Raw genomic sequence first — 15837 nt, forward strand, 5'->3', positions numbered from 1 at the left:
TGATCGTTCCCACGCTCTGCGTGGGAATGCAGCCCGTGACGCTCCGCGTCACTGGACGCGGAGCGTCCCTTGAGGCATTACCACGCAGAGCGAGGGAACGATCAGGGGCTGGGTGCATTGTCATCTTTGGCTTCCCAGAAACTCGCGATAAAGCTCTGCAGTATTCCCCGGCTGTTCAACCATCGGCATGTGCCCGACATGATCCCAGACATCCACGCGCAAATTGGCGATGCCCTTGCTCCACACCGGCACGCTGCTGACATCGATCAGCCGATCCTTGCGGCCCCAGAGCAACAGCGCCGGGCATTTGATGTCGGGTAGTTTCGGCTCCATCGGCGGGCTGGCGCGAAAATCGCGGAAGATCTCCTCCAGTTCATCGCGTTGTTGTTCGTAGCGCTGGGCGATGGCGTCCAGCACCAGGTTCGGCACCCACGGCGGCGATTCCATGGTCATCGCGTAAAACTGGCGAAACTCTTCCCGCGAGTTGATCAGAAACGGGTTATGCCCGCGCGCCAGATGCCGCTCCATGTCGCTGACCTCGGGCGCGGTGACACCCGCCGGGTCGATCAATGCCACCGAAGCGATGCGGTCCGGATACGTCGCCGCCAGCCACGCGGCAATGTAGCCGCCCATCGAGTTGCCGATCACATGGACTTTCTCCACCCCGCAGACGTCGAGCAACTGGATCATGCGCTTGGCCTGCAATGGAATGTCGTAGCCGCCGCCAGCCTTGAAGCCGGTTTCACCATGGCCAGCGAGGTCCGGAATGATCACCCGATACTGGCGCACGAAATGCCGGGAAAAGCGCAGCCACAGGTTCTTCTCGGCGCTGTAGCCATGCAGCATCAGAATCGCGCTGGCCGCTTCGTACGGCCCGCCCTGCCAGGTCGAGACAGTCATCTCGGCGATCGGCACTTCGATCTTGTGCAATTTGTACAACTTGGCCTCGATGGCCATGTTCAAGTCGTACAGCCAATGGCCGACCGCCGGATAACTCAACCAGCTCCAGGCCACGAAAACCGCGAGGGCGACAAACAGCAAAAGCATCGACGTCTTCCTTTTACGTGTTCAGGACAGAATGTGGTCGGCCGGTTTCAGCGCCCGGGTCAAGCGGTGATAGCTGAAACTGAAGCCGGGAAACATCGCGATCACATGACCGCTCTTGCTTTGATACCAACTGTGGCAGCCGCCGGACTTCCAGACCGTGCGTTCCATCTCCCGATGAATCATCTCAGTGTAGGTACGTTCCGCTTCGGGGCGCACTTCGATGCTGCGCAGGCCTTTGGCCTGCACGGTGCGAATGCAGTCGAGGATGTAGTTCATCTGCGACTCGATGATGAACAGCGCCGAGGTGTGGCCGATGCCGGTGTTGGGGCCGGTGACGATAAACAGGTTGGGGAAGTCCGGCAGGCTGGTGCCCAGATACGCGCGCGGGTATTGCGCCCAGACCTCTCTGAGTTGCACGGCGTTTTTTCCGCTGACCGGATAGGAAATCACCCCGTCGGTGGCGTCGTAACCGGTCGACCAGACGATCAGATCAACGTCGATGTGCTGACCGTCCTGAGTGTTGATGCCGGTTTCGTCGATGGACGCAATGCCTTGCTCGCGGGTATGCAAGGTGACATTCGCACGACTCAGCGCCGGGTAATAGGTACTGGAAACCAGTACCCGTTTGCAGCCGATGGTGAAGTCCGGGGTGAGTTTTTTTCGCAGCAGCGGGTCCGGCACCTGGCGTTTGAGAAAACGCAGGGCGTGCTGCTGGACCATGTGAATCGCTGCTTTCGAATATTTGAACGCGATGACCCGGGTTTCGAATTGCCAGTAAATCAGCCAGCGCAACAGGTTGTAGGCGGGTTTGCGGCCAAGCAGCCAGCGTTGCAACGGCCCGAACTGACGATCGGCGCGGGGCAGCACCCAATGGGGCGTGCGTTGAAACACGTGCAGTTGCTCGACCTGCGCCGCAATCGCTGGAATCACCTGCACCGCACTGGCACCGCTGCCGACAATCGCCACACGTTTACCGCGGTAGTCGTAGCTATGATCCCAATTGTTTGTATGAAAAGTCTTGCCTTGAAAGCGATCCCGGCCGGGAAAGTGCGGAATGACCGGTTGGCTCAATGGCCCGGTGGCATTGATCAGGAACTGCGCATAAAAGGTGCCTTTGCTGGCGGTATACACGGCCCAGCGTTTTTCCGTGTCGTCCCATTCGACGCGCTCGACATTGGCCTCCAGCTCCACGCGTTCGCGCAAACCGAACTGCTCGATGACATGCTCGGTGTAGCGCTGCAGTTCGGCCTGTCCGGCGAACATCTGCGACCAGCGGTACGGCGCAAACGACAGCGAATACAGCGGCGATGGCACGTCCACCGCCGCGCCGGGGTAGGTGTTCTGGCACCAGGTGCCGCCAAAGAAGTCCCGTCGTTCCAGCAGGCGAAAATCGTCGATCCCGGCTTTGAGCAGGTTGACCGCAGCACATTGACCGCCAAAACCGCTGCCGATGATCAACACGTGATAGGTGTGCATGGGCCTCCTTCTTATAGTTGTTTTTCCATTTTGCTCCTTTCATGTATAGCCAAATATTTGCACTGTGTGCGGCCGTGATGTCGCTCTATTCAGCCCGCTGGCCGGTGATGGCTATTTAACGTCGCCCTGTTAGACTTCCAGCACATCCGTCCTGCGGTGTGCGTGATCGAGGTCCTTATGGGAAATACCGGAGGAAAGGGACTTTCATTGGCCAGGAGGCTTTATACATCGCGCATCCTCGGGCTGATTCTGGGGCTTGTGTGCGTGAGCGTGGCGATGTACTCGCTCGATCCGCCGCTGTGGGTCTGGGCACTGATGTTCTTCAACGGCCTGGTCTGGCCGCATCTGGCGTTTCAATGGGCACGCCGCGCCCGGGTTCCTTACCACGCTGAACACCGCAATCTGTTGATCGACGCTTTTTTCGGCGGCTTTTGGCTTGCCGCCATGCATTTCAATCCGCTGCCCACGGCGACGACCATTTCGATGATGGCGATGAACAACGTCGCTATCGGTGGTTCACGCTTTCTATTGGCAGGCTCTGCGGCGCAGTTGCTCGGGGTCGGCGTCGGGCTGGTGGTGTTTGCTCCGGCCTTCGTTCCGCAGACATCGCCTGCGCAAATGTACGCCTGTTTTCCGTTGCTGCTGCTGTACCCGTTGGCGCTGGGCTGGATCTGCTTTCGCCAGGCCTACACTCTGGGTCGGCATAAACGCGAATTGCTTGCCCTGAGCCGCACCGACAGCCTCACCGGGTTGCTCAATCATGGCGCCTGGAAAGATCAACTGGAGATCGCTTTTCAGCGCTGCAAGCGGCAGAAGCAGGGTGCGGCGATTGCGCTGATCGACATTGATCACTTCAAGGCAATCAACGATACCTACGGCCATGTCGCGGGCGACATCGTGTTGCGCCAGTTGAGCAAGTTACTTAAACAAAACCTGCGGGCAACCGACGTTGCCGGGCGTTATGGCGGTGATGAGTTCTGCGTGATTTTGCCGGATCTGCCGCTGTTCAACGCCGCGCAGGCGATGGAAGCGTTGCGTGAGCGTTTTGCGATTCTGGGGTATGAGCAGAATCCGGCGTTGAAGGTCAGCTTGAGTATTGGCCTGGCGGCTTACGATCCGGCGCATACCGACGCGACGCGCTGGCTCAATGATGCCGATCAGGCGTTGTATGAAGCCAAGGCAGGCGGGCGTAATCGGGTGATCTGCAATTGTGATGGCAAGCCCCGGCGGACGTTGCTGGATTCGGTTTGACCGCTACACCGTAGATCCCCTGTGGGAGCGAGCTTGCTCGCGAAGGCGTCCTGCCAGGCGATATCAATGTTGACTGATCCACCGCTTTCGCGAGCAAGCTCGCTCCCACAGGGGGGGGGTGTGTTGTCGGTTAGATCAGTGTCGCATTCGGTGTAGAGCCTCGCGCCGATGTCGGGTACGGTTGAATCCCCCCGACGCGAAACAAGGATCGCTTCATGACGTTCTCATTTTCTCGCTCCCTGCTGGCCGCCAGCCTCGGCCTGTCTCTCGCTTTCTCGGCTGCCCACGCGTTTGCCGAGCCGCACAAACAAGTACTCGCCGATGCCGAGCAATACCAGCCAGAAGCGCTGAAATTGCTGGAGCGGCTGGTCAATATCGACTCTGGTTCCGGCTATGAACCGGGCCTCAAGCAAGTCAGCGACATCGCTATCGATGAGCTGAAAAAGCTCGGCGCCACCATCGAACTGGTGCCGAACACGCCGGAAAAATCCAACCATGTACTGGCGACGCTGAAAGGCACTGGCAAGGCAAAAATCCTGCTGATGGCGCACATGGACACGGTGTTCAAGGAAGGTTCGGCGGCCGAGCGGCCGTTCCACATCAAGGACGGCCGTGCTTACGGGCCGGGGGTGATGGATGACAAGGGCGGCATCGTCGCCGGGATCTATGCGTTGAAAGTCCTGAAAAACCTCGACTTCAAGGACTACGCGCAGATCACCTTCCTGCTCGACGCCAGCGAAGAAACCGGCTCGGACGTCGCCACCGACCTGATCAAGAAAACCGCCAAACAGCACGACGTGACCCTCAATCTGGAGCCGGGCCGCCCGGCCGATGGTCTGGTGGTGTGGCGCAAGGGCAGCGCGACGGCGCTGGTCGAGGTCAAGGGTAAAGCCGCGCACGCTGGCGTCGCCCCGGAACTGGGGCGCAACGCCGCGATGGAAGCGGCGCACCAGATTCTGCAACTGGGAAAACTCGGCGATGAAGCGAAGAAAACCACCATCAACTTCACCGTGCTCAAGGCCGGCGATCGCACCAACGTGATTCCCGATCAAGCCACGGCCAAGGCAGACGTGCGCGCGGCAGTGCCGGAGGAGTTCGACCGGATCGAGAAGGATCTGGCGCGGGTGTCGCAGGACAAGCTGATTGCTGAGACGGAAGTGAAGACTTCGTTGCAACGCGGGCTGCCACCGATGCCGCAGACGCCTGAGTCGGATCGTCTGATGGCCATGGCCCAGGGGATTTATGGCGAGATTGGCCGCAAGTTGACGGAGGAGGGCAGTGGCGGTGCGGCGGATGCGAGTTTGTCTGCCGGGGTCGGCACACCGACGCTGGATGGCTTCGGGATTGTTGGCGGCAATATTCACACGCCGGAGGAATACGCCGAAGTGGCGAGTGTGGCGCCGCGGATTTATCTGTTGTCGCGGATGATCATGGAGTTGGCCAAGCCACGGTGAGTGGGTTTGTGGTGTGACTGATGCGGGTGGGGTGTCAGGTGCATTTGCCCTCACCCTAACCCTCTCCCGGAGGGAGAGGGGACTGACCGTGTTGTTTGTGATGAATACGGCGACCTGAAAGATCCATTTGAATTCAAAATCGGATTCAGCGCGGTGTCACAGGTCGGCGTAGATCCCGAGCATCCCCCAATCAGTTCTCTTTCCTGGAGGGAGAGGGGACTGACTGTGTTGTATGTGATTAACACGGCGGCCTGAAAGATCAATTTTGAATTCAAAATCGGATTCAGCGCGGTGTTTCAAGTCGGCGTAGCTCCCGAGCATCCCCCAATCGGTTCCCTCTCCCTCTGGGAGAGGGCTAGGGTGAGGGGCTTTTGTGGGAAAAGTGGAAGCTGTGAGTGACCCGTGCGGTGCATCTGTTGATGCGCGAGGGCTGTGCGATTCTGAATGTGATTCAGGCGCGGGCGGTGCAGCGGGAGGAGGCTTGCAAGACGCCGGTTTAGCGGTGTAGCGGCTGTTGCTATCGCGAGCAGGCTCACTCCTACAGTAGATCTTTAGTGCACACAGTATTTGTGTTCAACACTGATCAATTGTAGGAGTGAGCCTGCTCGCGATGGCGTCAGCCCGGCCAACCCATCACTCCTTGACGCTCATGTATTCCTTGGCCCAGAGAATGTATTCCTCCGGCTGGGTATAGGTGTGCGTCAACTCAGTTGCGCTCAGGTCGGACGCCTGGGTAAAGATCTGCCGCTGTTCACGCAGGCTGTCGTACGTCGCTTTGATCGCCGCAAAGTACGCGCCATGGCCATCGATGGTCACGCGCACACCGAGCTCGGCCAGACGCTTGTCGTCGCGCAGTGCAGGGTTGCCGTAGGTCACCAGCATCAGCGGAACGGTCAGGTGTTCGGCGATTTGCTCGAGCTGATCGAAATCCTGAATCCCGACCATGCAGATGCCGTCAGCCCCGGCCGCCTGATACTGGCGAGTACGGCTGATGATCTCCTGGTTCGGCAAAATACCGGCATTGGTACGGGCGATGATCGCCATTTCCGTATCAACCCGGGCTTCCAGCGCTGCGCGGATCTTGCCGACGCCTTCGGCAACGGTGATCAGGTCGGTGGATTTGCGGCCGAATTGGGCTGGCAGCAAGGTGTCTTCGATGGTCAGGGCGGCGACGCCGGCGCGTTCCAGTTCGACGATGGTGCGCATCACGTTGAGGGCGTTGCCGTAGCCGTGGTCGGCGTCGGCGATCACCGGCAATTGGGCGACGCGGCCGATGCGGGTGGCCTGTTCGGCGAACTCGCTGAGGGTGATCAGGGCAAAGTCCGGGGCACCGAGCACCTGCAAAGAGGCCACGGAACCGCCGAGAATCCCCACTTCAAAACCCAGGTCAGCGGCAATGCGCGCGGACATCGGATCGAACACCGAAGCCGTGTGGTAGCAGGTGTCGGAAGCCAGCAGTTGACGGAAGTTACGGCGCAAATCTTGATGGGAAAGCCTGGTCATACGAGTTCCACCAATACAAAGGAATGGAAAGGCTTGAACAAAGGTGTCAACGCCGAAGAATGAAAAGGCTATCACGCGAATGGGTCAATGATCATGACGAATTTGCAAGGGACAGGTTGTCGCGGACGCTTTTGCTGAAAGGATTTACCTTTTTGCGGTGATGACCGTCAGGCCGCCACCGCCTGTTGCTGTTGATTGGGCAGCATTGCCGCGCGCACCGAATTGCCCGGTTGCAGCTGAAGGCGCTTGGCGGTGAGGCGGTCGATCACCAGGCTGCTGCCGACCCGGCGCGCACGGGCCACGGTGATGCGGCAGTTTTCCAGACGCCGGTTGTGAATCAGCCACAGCGGTGCCTGTTCATCCGGGCTGCCGAGGCTCAGGGTCAACTCGACGCTCTCGCGCACAGTGCGGATCGAGCGCACCGGCGCTTCGATCACCGGGCCGCCGTCAAAGATGTCGATGTAGCCTTTGTGGGTAAAACCTTCGGCCTGAAGGATTTTCAGTGCTGGCTCGGTATTCGGGTGTGCTTGGCCGATCGCCGCCTGGGCTTGTTCGGTGAGCATGCAGGTGTACAACGGCTGGCGCGGCATCAGTTCGGCGATGAACGATTTGTTGCCAAGGCCTGACAAGTGATCGGCATGGCTGAAGTCCATTTGAAAGAAATGCCGGCCCAGACTGTCCCAGAACGGCGAGCAACCGTGTTCATCGGCACTGCCGCGCAGTTCGGCAATCATCTTCTCACCGAACAGATGCGGGAACTCGGCAACGAACAGCAAACGCCCCAGTGACAACAGGCGACCGTTGCTGCCGTGGCGCTGATCATGACCAAGAAACAGCGAACACAGCTCCGATTGGCCGGTCAGTTCGTTGTTGAGAAACAGCGTCGGGATCTGCCGCTGAATACCCAGATCCGGCGCCGAACTCACGGTTAACCCGACCCGATAGTTGTACCAGGGCTCGCGCAGGCCGACCGCCCCGGCCAGTGCGCTGACGCCGACCACGCGCATGTCGTCGTCTTCGAGCACAAACAGATAGTCCGCGTCGGCCCGCTCCACCTGCTCGGCAAACGCCCGTTGCGCCCAACGAACCCGGTGGGACAGGCGATCTTCGTTGGCCGGCAGGGTGGTGAACCCCGGGCCGGCCTGTTGCACCAGCGCCATCAAGGCTGGCAGGTCGCTGACTTTGACCGGGCGGACAATCATGCTGTAACTCCTTTTGCGCGCCTGTTCGGGCACTGTCGTTGACTGCGCAACCGCGCGGGTTTCACAGGGCAATCAGCCGAATCGGGCTGCCATCGGTCACGTTCAGCGCCGCACACATTGCAGGGGTGAGGGACAGCGGTTGATCGGGTTGGAAATCGAGTTCGGCCATGATCGCCCGGAAGCCGTGCAGCGCGTCATTGCTCAGCAGGTAACGGCCACGGGCATCGATCTGTGGTCGTTGCTGCACCGATGCCGTCTGGCTGCGGGCAATCGAACGGATATTCGAGGTACGCGCATACAGGGTCGGGCCAGCGTCGAACAGGTCGATGTAGCTGTTGGTTTCGAAGCCTTCACGCTCAAGGATGTCGAACGCTTCCTGACCGTCCGGGTGGATACGACCGATACAGTCTTGCGCTGCTTGCGGCAGCATCGGCACGTAAATCGGGTATTGCGGCATCAGTTCGGCGAGAAAGGTGCGGCTCTGCAGCCCGCACAGGCGTTCGGCTTCAACGTAGGGCAGGTCGAAGAAATGTTTGCCCAGTGCATCCCAGAACGGTGAATTGCCGGCCTCGTCGCTGTAGCCGACGATTTCGGTGATCACCGCCTCGGCAAAGCGCGGCGCATGGGCAGCGATGAACAACAGGCGCGCGCGGGACAGCAACTCGGAGAACGGCGTGCGCACCAGCGCGGAGTCGATATGAAAGCCGCGCAGCAGCGTGTGGTCGTTGAGGTCGTGGCACAGCGACAGCGCCGGCACGCCGTGTTCAATGTTCAGCTCGCGGGACGCACTGGTGAAATGGCGGTTGCGCAGGCTGTAGAACGGCTCGTCGAAACCCGCTGTGGCGAGAATTTCCGAGCAGCCAACCAGACGCTGTTCGTCGAGGTCTTCCAGCACGAAGAAGTAGTTCTCCGGGCCGTTAGCCTCTGCCGCGCTGGCGAACGAAGCGCAGGAACCGGCGATTTTCGCGCGCAGACGCTCGCTGTCGTCCGGCAGGGAGGTCACGCCCACCAGACTGTCGCGGGCCAATTGTTGGAGCTGGGGCAGGTCAGTCTGCTCGACTGGGCGTAAGACCAGCATGGATGTACTCCTGTATCAAAAGGTTCGGCAAAGTCGCCGAACCTGACTATCACTGTCGGTTTCCACGCGATAAATCGGCGGTCGCCTGATTTGTTGTCAGACGCCGCTCTTTTTCTTGTCAGCCGTTGCTCGGGTCCGGCAGCGCGGTGCTGGCGCCGAGTTTGTTGAGGAAGAACAGGTACACCAGACCCAGAGCAATCCAGATCAGACCGAGTTTCTGCGCATCGACGCCCATGTTGTACATGATGGCCGCGACGATGATGAAACCGATCACCGGGCAGATCAGGTGACGCACGACCTGACCGGACTTCTGCCGACGCCAGTAGTAGTTGATCACTGTCAGGTGCAGCAGCATGAAACCGCTGAGCGCGCCGAAGTTGACCAGCGAGGTCAGGGTGTCGACCGAGTTGATGAACAGGTAGCAAATCACCAGCGACAGCACCGCCACCAGGTAAATGCTCAGGTACGGCGTGTTGTGTTTCGGGTGCACCTTGGCCAGCACTTTTGGCAGCTTGCCGTCGCGGGCCATGCCGAACAGCAGGCGTGAAACCGCCGCTTGCGAGGTGATGGCCACGGCCACGCCCCAGGCCAATGCCGTGGCGACAGCGGTCAGGGTCGCCAGCCAACTGCCGGCGGCGATTTCGGCGATTTCATAGAACGCGGTGTCGGCGGATTTGAAGCCCATACCTGCCGCCAGATCGGTGGCGATCCAGGTTTGCGCAACGAAAATCACGCCCATCACTACCAGCGTGATCAGCGCCGCTTTGCCGACGCTCTTGCCCGGATCGCCCTTGATTTCTTCAGCGAGGGTGGAGATCGCATCGAAGCCGAGGAACGACAGCACCGCAATCGACACCGCTTGCATCAGCAGGGCGAAGTTGAAGGTTTCCGCGTGATACAGCGGCGCCAGGGTCAGCTCGCCGTTACCGCCACCGTTGTGCAGGGCATTCCACGCGTAGAACAGGAAGATGCCGAGTACCACCAGTTGCGCCAGCAGGAAGATGATGTTCATCCGAGCGGTGAAGGTGATGCCGCGCAGGTTGACGAAGGTCGCGCTGACCAGAAACGCCAGAATGAAGCCGACTTTCGGAATGTCCGGGTACAAATGGTTGAGCGCCATCGCCGCGTAGACGTAGAGCAGCGGCGGGATCAGCAGGTAATCGAGGAGCATCAGCCAACCGGCGATGAAGCCGACGTGCTGATTGAGGCCGCGTTGCGCGTAGGAATACACCGAACCTGCGATCGGAAAAGCCTTGGCCATGCTGCCGTAGCTCAGCGCGGTGAACAGCATCGCCACCATGCCGATGATGTACGCCAGCGGCACCATCCCCGGGGCCTCGGCGTTGACGTAGCCATACACACCGAACGGGGCGATGGGGATCATGAAGATCATCCCGTACACCACCAGGTCGGTCAGCGTCAGGCTACGTTTCAACTCTTGCTTGTAGCCGAATTCTTCAATTTCCATGAAGCGCAACTCCTTGTCAGCCAGTCGGTCGTTTTAGTTGTTATCGGTCCATCGTTTACAGCGTCAGCAGTCTTTCATTCACTACAGCAATGGCGCGAGGTATCCGGCCCAGCGTGATACGGCTTCGGGGCTGCGCAGCAAGTCATTGCGCACCTCGATCAGCACCGAGTCGAGGCCACGGGCATCGCCGTGCACCGGCACGGTCATGTCGCCCAGCGGATCGATCTTGTACGGTTGATTACCGGCCACTTTCAGCGGATGTTCGCCGAGGCCATCGAGCAAACGTTGCGCGTAAGCCTTGGCCTGACCGAACAGCACGCCGACTTCCAGCGGTCGCGGCTGGCCGTAATACACCGGAGTGAAACTGTGAATCCCCACCACGCGCACCGCTTGACCCTGGGCAACACGCTCGTCGATCAAGGTCTGCAGACGTGCGTGAAACGGTTTGAACAAGGTCTGGCGGCGGTATTCGCGAGTGACTTCGTCCAGTTCACGGTTGCCCGGTACCTGATAGATTTCGCTCTGCGCCGGAATGCTGTCCGGGGCGTGGCGTGGCCGGTTCAGATCGATCAGCAGCCGCGAATAATTGGCACTCAACAGAGTGGCGCCGAGCCTCTCCGATAGCTGTTCAGCCAGTTGCAGCGCACCAATGTCCCAGGCGATGTGTTCAGCAGCGGCGGCAGCGTCCAGGCCCAGATTGTTCAGGGCTTCGGGGATGTAGCGGCTGGCGTGCTCGCACACCAGAATCACCGGGTGCGTCGAGTCGACGCGGCTCAGGTTGTAGGCCGGGCGGGTGTACAACCCCAGTTCGGCGGATTCAGTACAGGCGTGCATAGTGCTCACACAAGTCAGCGGGCGAGAGCTGTTCCGTCAGCGCCAGTTCCTCGGTTTTAAGGGCGTAATAGGTGTCGAGCAGCGGCTTGGGCAGCCATGCAGTGAAGGCGCCACTGTTGCGCAGGCAATCCAGCGCCTGGGCCAGCGAGGCGGGCAGGGCGACGATGCCCCGGGCCTGGCGTTGCTCGTCGTTGAGTGAATCGGGAATTTCGTCGGTGATCGCGTTCAGTGCCAGGCGTTGTTCGATGCCCAGACGCCCGGCGATCAGCAGCGCAGCCATGGCCAGATGCGGCGAGGCGGTGGCGTCCATGGCGCGGAATTCGAGGTTGAACTGCTGGGCCACGGACTTGCCGCCGAGGGTCACGGTCGGGCAGATGCGCAGCGCCGCCTCGCGGTTCTGTTGACCCAGACAAGCGTAAGACGCGCTCCAGTGATGCGGCTGCAAGCGCTCGTACGACACCGGCGTCGGTGCGGTGAAAGCACAGAGTGCCGGCAAGTAATGCAGGATCCCCGCCGCCCAATGCTGGCCGAGACTCGACAGACCGTTGCTGGTGCCCGCGTCGTAAAGCATCGGCTGGCCGCCCAGATCGAGCAGGCTGACGTGCAGATGCACGCCGTTGCACACCGCGTCGGCGGCAGTCTTCGGCGCGAAGCTCAGGTCCAGGCCCATTTGCCGGGCGATCTCGCGGGTGATCTCGCGCACGTTGACGGCACGATCGGCCGCCGCCACGCCGAGCGTCGGGCGGCAGGTGATTTCGTATTGGTGCTTGCCGTATTCGGGCAGAAACATTTCCGGCTCGACACCGCCGGCGCGCAAGGCGCTGAGCAGCCAGCCGCCGAACTCGGCGCCCTGACGCTGGGCTTCGAGGGAAAACGCCAAGTGCTCGGCAAAACCGGCGTGCAGGTTGAATTCATGTTCGAACGCGGCGTTGACCTGCAAGCCCAGTTCATCGCGATAACGCTCGATTTCATCACGCAACAACGTGCGCGGGCAGGCGCCCCACGGGCGGCCATCGGTTTCGCGGATATCGCCGTGGATGAAATCCAGCGCCGGTGCGTCGACGTCCGGGCCGTTGCCGACGGTGACGCGGCTGCTCAGATCGGGAATCAACCGCAGATCGCCATAAGCGCCCCACGGATTGGTTGAAGCAATGATGTCCTGCGGCGTCAACGCGCTGTTGGCCGGCACCCAGCCGCAACCGGCGGCCTGATAATGCTCAAGCTCATCTGTAGGAAACGAGCGGCCCCGGGTAATACCGATCAGGTCGGTGGTGACCAGCGTGGTCATCGGCAGTGGTGTCAGACGTGCGCTCATGGCCGCATCTCCTGCAGGCGGCCGAGCACGGTGTCGGTGTCGGTGATCCAGCAGTAACCCTTGATCGCATTCAGGCAGGCGTGATGGCGTTCGGCGCTGTAGGTGGCGCAGGCATCTTCGACCAGCGTGACCAGATAGCCGCGATCGGCGGCGTCGCGTACGGCCATGTCCACGCATTGGTCGGTGACGATACCGGCGATGATCAGGTGACGGGTTTGCAGGTTGCGCAGCACGTAGTCGATGTTGGTCGAGTTGAACACCCCGGACGAGGTCTTCGGCAGGACGATTTCGTTTTCCACCGGGCTCAGGTCTTCAATGATCCTGGCCTGCACGCTGCCTTTGGGCAGGTGCATGTCCGAGAGTTTGTGATCGAGCGAGCGGTCGCGACCATCGGCGGTGAGGCTTTCGATAATGGTGTGCAGCACGTTCTGCCGCGCTTCGCGAAATGCGCTGAGCAGGCGACGTTGGTTGGGTACCACCTGCATGTGCGCGCGAGTCAGGAAGTACTCGGCGTCAGGCCCATTGAGGTGCGCGTCGAACTGCGGCTCGAGCCAGGCACGCTGCATGTCCACCAGCAACAGCGCGGTGTGATCGGTGACAAACGGCAAGTCCCGCGGCGAGCGGTGGGGAAGGCTGAACATCCTTATTTATCCTCCAGCAGGTGGGTGTTGAAGTCGTTGCGCAGAGCATCGATGCCTTCCAGGCGATCGGCGAGGTTTTCGGTGCGCAAGGTCAGGCAGGCAATCAGTGCTTCGACCTGAGCCAGCGCCGGCACCATGGTGTCGAACGGCGAGGCCGATTCCACCGGCGCGCTGATGATCAGGTCGGCCAGTTCGCGCAGCGGCGAGGCGTAGATGTCGGTGAACAACACCACGCGTGCGTTGTTGGTTTTCGCCGCACTGGCGACCCGCAGCGCCTGGGTTTGATAACGGCGATAATCGAACACCAGCACGACGTCCTGGCGTTGCAGATCGAACAGGCGATCGGGCAGTTGCGCGTTGTCTTCCAAAGCGAAGCAACCGGGGCGCAGCAGACGCAGGTGGTTGAGCAGATAAGTCGCCATCAGACTGCTGAAACGCCCGCCGAAGCAATACACCTGATGCCGGGCATCGAGCAGCCAGTCGGTGAGAATGCGCACGTCTTCGGGTTGGGTCAGGGATTGGGTTTCGACCAGCAGGCGATGGCTGTCGCCCAGATAGTGGCTCCAGGCGTCGTCCTTGTGCTGATGGGCGCGCGGTTGCAACAGCGTGCGCGGCGAGCGCAGGCGGTGGTCCATGTCGCTGAGCAGGGCATCCTGGAATTCGGCATAACCACCGAAACCAAGTTTTTTCACCAGCCGCACAATGGTCGGATCGCTGACGCCGGCATGTTCGGCCAGCCGCGCCATCGGCCCCAGACCGTTGCGTGGGTACTGATCCAGCAAGGCGCGAACGACTTTGCGCTCCGACGGCGTAAGATCCAGGCCGGGATCGGTGATCAGGTCTCTGAGAGGGGGCATCCGGGCTCCTGCTGGATGGAGGGTGTTGAATTCGCTTCATAATCCGTTAAAACAGTATTTATGTAACTGACGTTACATGTCTAGTGAATTTTTCAGCGTGTTGAAACAGCGCCAAAATGGAGCGAGGTGCCCGTGTAACAAGGGCTACACGGAATTCGACAGGGCTTGTAGTCCATTGCCCACAACGCTGTCAGATATTGCCGTATTCCTGCCGTCGTCGGTTTTTACCGGTGGCTATCCAGCAGCCCCGCGACCCTCGGTTTACGGCACAATTGCCCACAGAACGGCTTCGCGTCGTTGATTTTCATGAAGGCCTACCGGAGCGATGTCTGTGCAGACCACTCGTTTGACATTGATTTGCCATGCGCGAACCGTCGCACAGAAATTGGCGTGTTTTCCTACGAATGAGCCTGTTGAAAATAGTGGGTTGGCGTCGGGTGCATTGGTCGACTGTTTCGATGCCTCGCGGCGCTTGATTTGCGCGCCGGAACTGCGCACGCAACAGACGGCGGCATGCTTTGGTGCGGATGCGCAAGTGGATGACGCGCTGCGCGATTGTGACTGGGGCCGTTGGCACGGGATGTCGATCAAGGATCTGCAACGCTCGGAAGACGCCGCGCTGCAGGCCTGGCTGGAAGACCTCCACGCCACGCCCCATGGTGGTGAGTCGGTGGCGCAGTTGTGTGAACGCGTGGCGCAGTGGCTGGCCAGCCTGCAAAGCACGCCGGGGCATGTAGTGGCGGTGACGCATCCGTTTGTCATCCGCGCTGCGCTGATCCACGTGATGCGCGGTTCGGCATTTCATGAGATTGATGTCGAACCGCTGTCGATGCTCGAACTACGCTTCACCGGGCGCTGGCGCCTGTGTCTTAAAGGAGCTTTGTGATGAAACAACTGCTGGTGATCGGCATTGGTGCCGGCAATCCCGACTACATCACGATGCAGGCCGTAAAGGCGCTGAACCGGGTCGATGTGTTCTTTCTGATGGATAAAGGCCAGAGCAAGGACAAGCTGATCGACCTGCGCCGCGAGATCTGTGAGCGCTACATCGACGAGCCCGACTATCGCTTCGTCGAAGCCCACAGCCCGGAACGCGAACGCGGCGATGTCGACTATACGGCCAGTGTCGATGAGTTGAACCGTGCCAAGCAGCAGACCTTCGAGCGGCTGATCAATGACCAATTGTCTGACGGCCAGTGCGGCGGTTTCCTGGTGTGGGGCGACCCGGCGTTGTACGACAGCACCGTGCGTATCCTCCAGACAATTCTGGCCTCGGGCACGTGTGCCTTCGAGTTTGAGGTGATTCCCGGAATTACCAGCGTTCAGGCGTTGGCGGCGCAGCATAAGGTGCCGTTGAATACGATCGGCCGTTCCATTGAAATAACCACGGGGCGGCGTTTGGCAGCGGGGCAGGTGAGTGATGCGGACAGTCTGGTGGTGATGCTTGATGCTGAAGATTCGTATCAGCGGGTCGACGATCAGCAGACCGAGATTTATTGGGGCGCTTACCTGGGCACGCCGGACGAGATTCTGATCAGTGGCAGGCTGGCGGATGTCGCGGAGGAAATCGGGCGGGTGCGCAAGGCGGCGCGGGCCGAGCATGGGTGGATCATGGATACGTATTTGTTGCGCAAGCCTTAGATTTTCTCTGGCTGATCGGGCCCCTTCGCGAGCAAGCTCGCTCCCACATTTTGAAATGCATTTCCCTGTG

The 15837-nt window shown here is 60.3% G+C and carries 14 protein-coding genes; 4 read left to right on the forward strand and 10 right to left on the reverse strand.

What is annotated here, in order from left to right; translation table 11 throughout:
- Positions 1 to 120: 120 nt before the first annotated feature.
- Together ACW9IR_RS24490 and ACW9IR_RS24495 are read right to left on the reverse strand one after the other, a co-directional pair.
- Positions 121 to 1047 (reverse strand): alpha/beta fold hydrolase, encoded by a 927-nt coding sequence (locus ACW9IR_RS24490; protein WP_110720533.1) that lies wholly within the window; start codon positions 1045 to 1047, stop codon positions 121 to 123.
- Between the two features lie 21 nt (positions 1048 to 1068).
- Entirely contained in the window at positions 1069 to 2523 is a 1455-nt protein-coding gene (locus ACW9IR_RS24495; RefSeq protein ID WP_457465307.1) for a flavin-containing monooxygenase, read from the reverse strand.
- Positions 2524 to 2700: 177 nt separating this feature from the next.
- On the opposite strand from ACW9IR_RS24495, the gene ACW9IR_RS24500 reads away from it, so the two are divergent.
- Both ACW9IR_RS24500 and ACW9IR_RS24505 read left to right on the forward strand, forming a co-directional pair.
- Positions 2701 to 3774, forward strand: coding sequence for a diguanylate cyclase (locus tag ACW9IR_RS24500; protein WP_102902771.1), 1074 nt, complete (start codon positions 2701 to 2703; stop codon positions 3772 to 3774).
- A gap of 215 nt (positions 3775 to 3989) precedes the next feature.
- Positions 3990 to 5228: a M20/M25/M40 family metallo-hydrolase gene (locus ACW9IR_RS24505; RefSeq protein WP_095120225.1), complete on the forward strand. Its 1239-nt coding sequence runs from the start codon at positions 3990 to 3992 to the stop codon at positions 5226 to 5228.
- A gap of 633 nt (positions 5229 to 5861) precedes the next feature.
- Here the strand turns inward: ACW9IR_RS24505 and ACW9IR_RS24510 are convergent.
- The 8 genes from ACW9IR_RS24510 to ACW9IR_RS24545 form a co-directional block, all read right to left on the reverse strand.
- The gene (locus tag ACW9IR_RS24510) at positions 5862 to 6731 is read right to left on the reverse strand and encodes an isocitrate lyase/PEP mutase family protein (RefSeq protein WP_007919546.1); all 870 of its coding nucleotides are present in this window, start codon (positions 6729 to 6731) and stop codon (positions 5862 to 5864) included.
- 167 nt (positions 6732 to 6898) lie between these two features.
- Positions 6899 to 7933 (reverse strand): arginine N-succinyltransferase, encoded by a 1035-nt coding sequence (astA, locus tag ACW9IR_RS24515; protein ID WP_034152533.1) that lies wholly within the window; start codon positions 7931 to 7933, stop codon positions 6899 to 6901.
- A 61-nt stretch (positions 7934 to 7994) separates the two neighbouring features.
- Positions 7995 to 9011, reverse strand: coding sequence for an arginine N-succinyltransferase (locus ACW9IR_RS24520; protein WP_110720530.1), 1017 nt, complete (start codon positions 9009 to 9011; stop codon positions 7995 to 7997).
- A gap of 118 nt (positions 9012 to 9129) precedes the next feature.
- A complete protein-coding gene (locus ACW9IR_RS24525; RefSeq protein ID WP_077572161.1) occupies positions 9130 to 10479 on the reverse strand; it encodes an APC family permease in 1350 nt (449 codons plus the stop codon).
- Between the two features lie 81 nt (positions 10480 to 10560).
- Entirely contained in the window at positions 10561 to 11313 is a 753-nt protein-coding gene (locus ACW9IR_RS24530; protein ID WP_457465308.1) for an N-formylglutamate amidohydrolase, read from the reverse strand.
- Entirely contained in the window at positions 11297 to 12628 is a 1332-nt protein-coding gene (locus ACW9IR_RS24535; protein ID WP_457465309.1) for a glutamine synthetase, read from the reverse strand. Before ACW9IR_RS24535 ends, ACW9IR_RS24530 begins: the two co-directional genes overlap by 17 nt.
- Positions 12625 to 13269: an isochorismatase family cysteine hydrolase gene (locus ACW9IR_RS24540; protein ID WP_457465310.1), complete on the reverse strand. Its 645-nt coding sequence runs from the start codon at positions 13267 to 13269 to the stop codon at positions 12625 to 12627. Before ACW9IR_RS24540 ends, ACW9IR_RS24535 begins: the two co-directional genes overlap by 4 nt.
- A gap of 2 nt (positions 13270 to 13271) precedes the next feature.
- Entirely contained in the window at positions 13272 to 14126 is an 855-nt protein-coding gene (locus ACW9IR_RS24545) for a MurR/RpiR family transcriptional regulator (protein WP_102902765.1), read from the reverse strand.
- Positions 14127 to 14457: 331 nt separating this feature from the next.
- Here ACW9IR_RS24545 and ACW9IR_RS24550 point away from each other — a divergent pair, with 331 nt between their 5' ends.
- Both ACW9IR_RS24550 and cobF read left to right on the forward strand, forming a co-directional pair.
- Positions 14458 to 15012 (forward strand): histidine phosphatase family protein, encoded by a 555-nt coding sequence (locus tag ACW9IR_RS24550; protein ID WP_102902764.1) that lies wholly within the window; start codon positions 14458 to 14460, stop codon positions 15010 to 15012.
- Positions 15012 to 15767 (forward strand): precorrin-6A synthase (deacetylating), encoded by a 756-nt coding sequence (cobF, locus tag ACW9IR_RS24555; protein ID WP_457465311.1) that lies wholly within the window; start codon positions 15012 to 15014, stop codon positions 15765 to 15767. Before ACW9IR_RS24550 ends, cobF begins: the two co-directional genes overlap by 1 nt.
- Positions 15768 to 15837: the final 70 nt, after the last annotated feature.

The sequence above is a fragment of the Pseudomonas sp. SDT291_1_S447 genome (assembly GCF_054070155.1).

Coding starts and splice junctions, on each gene's coding strand:
- ACW9IR_RS24490 (WP_110720533.1), bottom strand. CDS start 1,047: ATGCTTTTGCTGTTTGTCGCCCTCGCGGTTTTCGTGGCCTGGAGCTGG.
- ACW9IR_RS24495 (WP_457465307.1), bottom strand. CDS start 2,523: ATGCACACCTATCACGTGTTGATCATCGGCAGCGGTTTTGGCGGTCAA.
- ACW9IR_RS24500 (WP_102902771.1), top strand. CDS start 2,701: ATGGGAAATACCGGAGGAAAGGGACTTTCATTGGCCAGGAGGCTTTAT.
- ACW9IR_RS24505 (WP_095120225.1), top strand. CDS start 3,990: ATGACGTTCTCATTTTCTCGCTCCCTGCTGGCCGCCAGCCTCGGCCTG.
- ACW9IR_RS24510 (WP_007919546.1), bottom strand. CDS start 6,731: ATGACCAGGCTTTCCCATCAAGATTTGCGCCGTAACTTCCGTCAACTG.
- astA (WP_034152533.1), bottom strand. CDS start 7,933: ATGATTGTCCGCCCGGTCAAAGTCAGCGACCTGCCAGCCTTGATGGCG.
- ACW9IR_RS24520 (WP_110720530.1), bottom strand. CDS start 9,011: ATGCTGGTCTTACGCCCAGTCGAGCAGACTGACCTGCCCCAGCTCCAA.
- ACW9IR_RS24525 (WP_077572161.1), bottom strand. CDS start 10,479: ATGGAAATTGAAGAATTCGGCTACAAGCAAGAGTTGAAACGTAGCCTG.
- ACW9IR_RS24530 (WP_457465308.1), bottom strand. CDS start 11,313: ATGCACGCCTGTACTGAATCCGCCGAACTGGGGTTGTACACCCGCCCG.
- ACW9IR_RS24535 (WP_457465309.1), bottom strand. CDS start 12,628: ATGAGCGCACGTCTGACACCACTGCCGATGACCACGCTGGTCACCACC.
- ACW9IR_RS24540 (WP_457465310.1), bottom strand. CDS start 13,269: ATGTTCAGCCTTCCCCACCGCTCGCCGCGGGACTTGCCGTTTGTCACC.
- ACW9IR_RS24545 (WP_102902765.1), bottom strand. CDS start 14,126: ATGCCCCCTCTCAGAGACCTGATCACCGATCCCGGCCTGGATCTTACG.
- cobF (WP_457465311.1), top strand. CDS start 15,012: ATGAAACAACTGCTGGTGATCGGCATTGGTGCCGGCAATCCCGACTAC.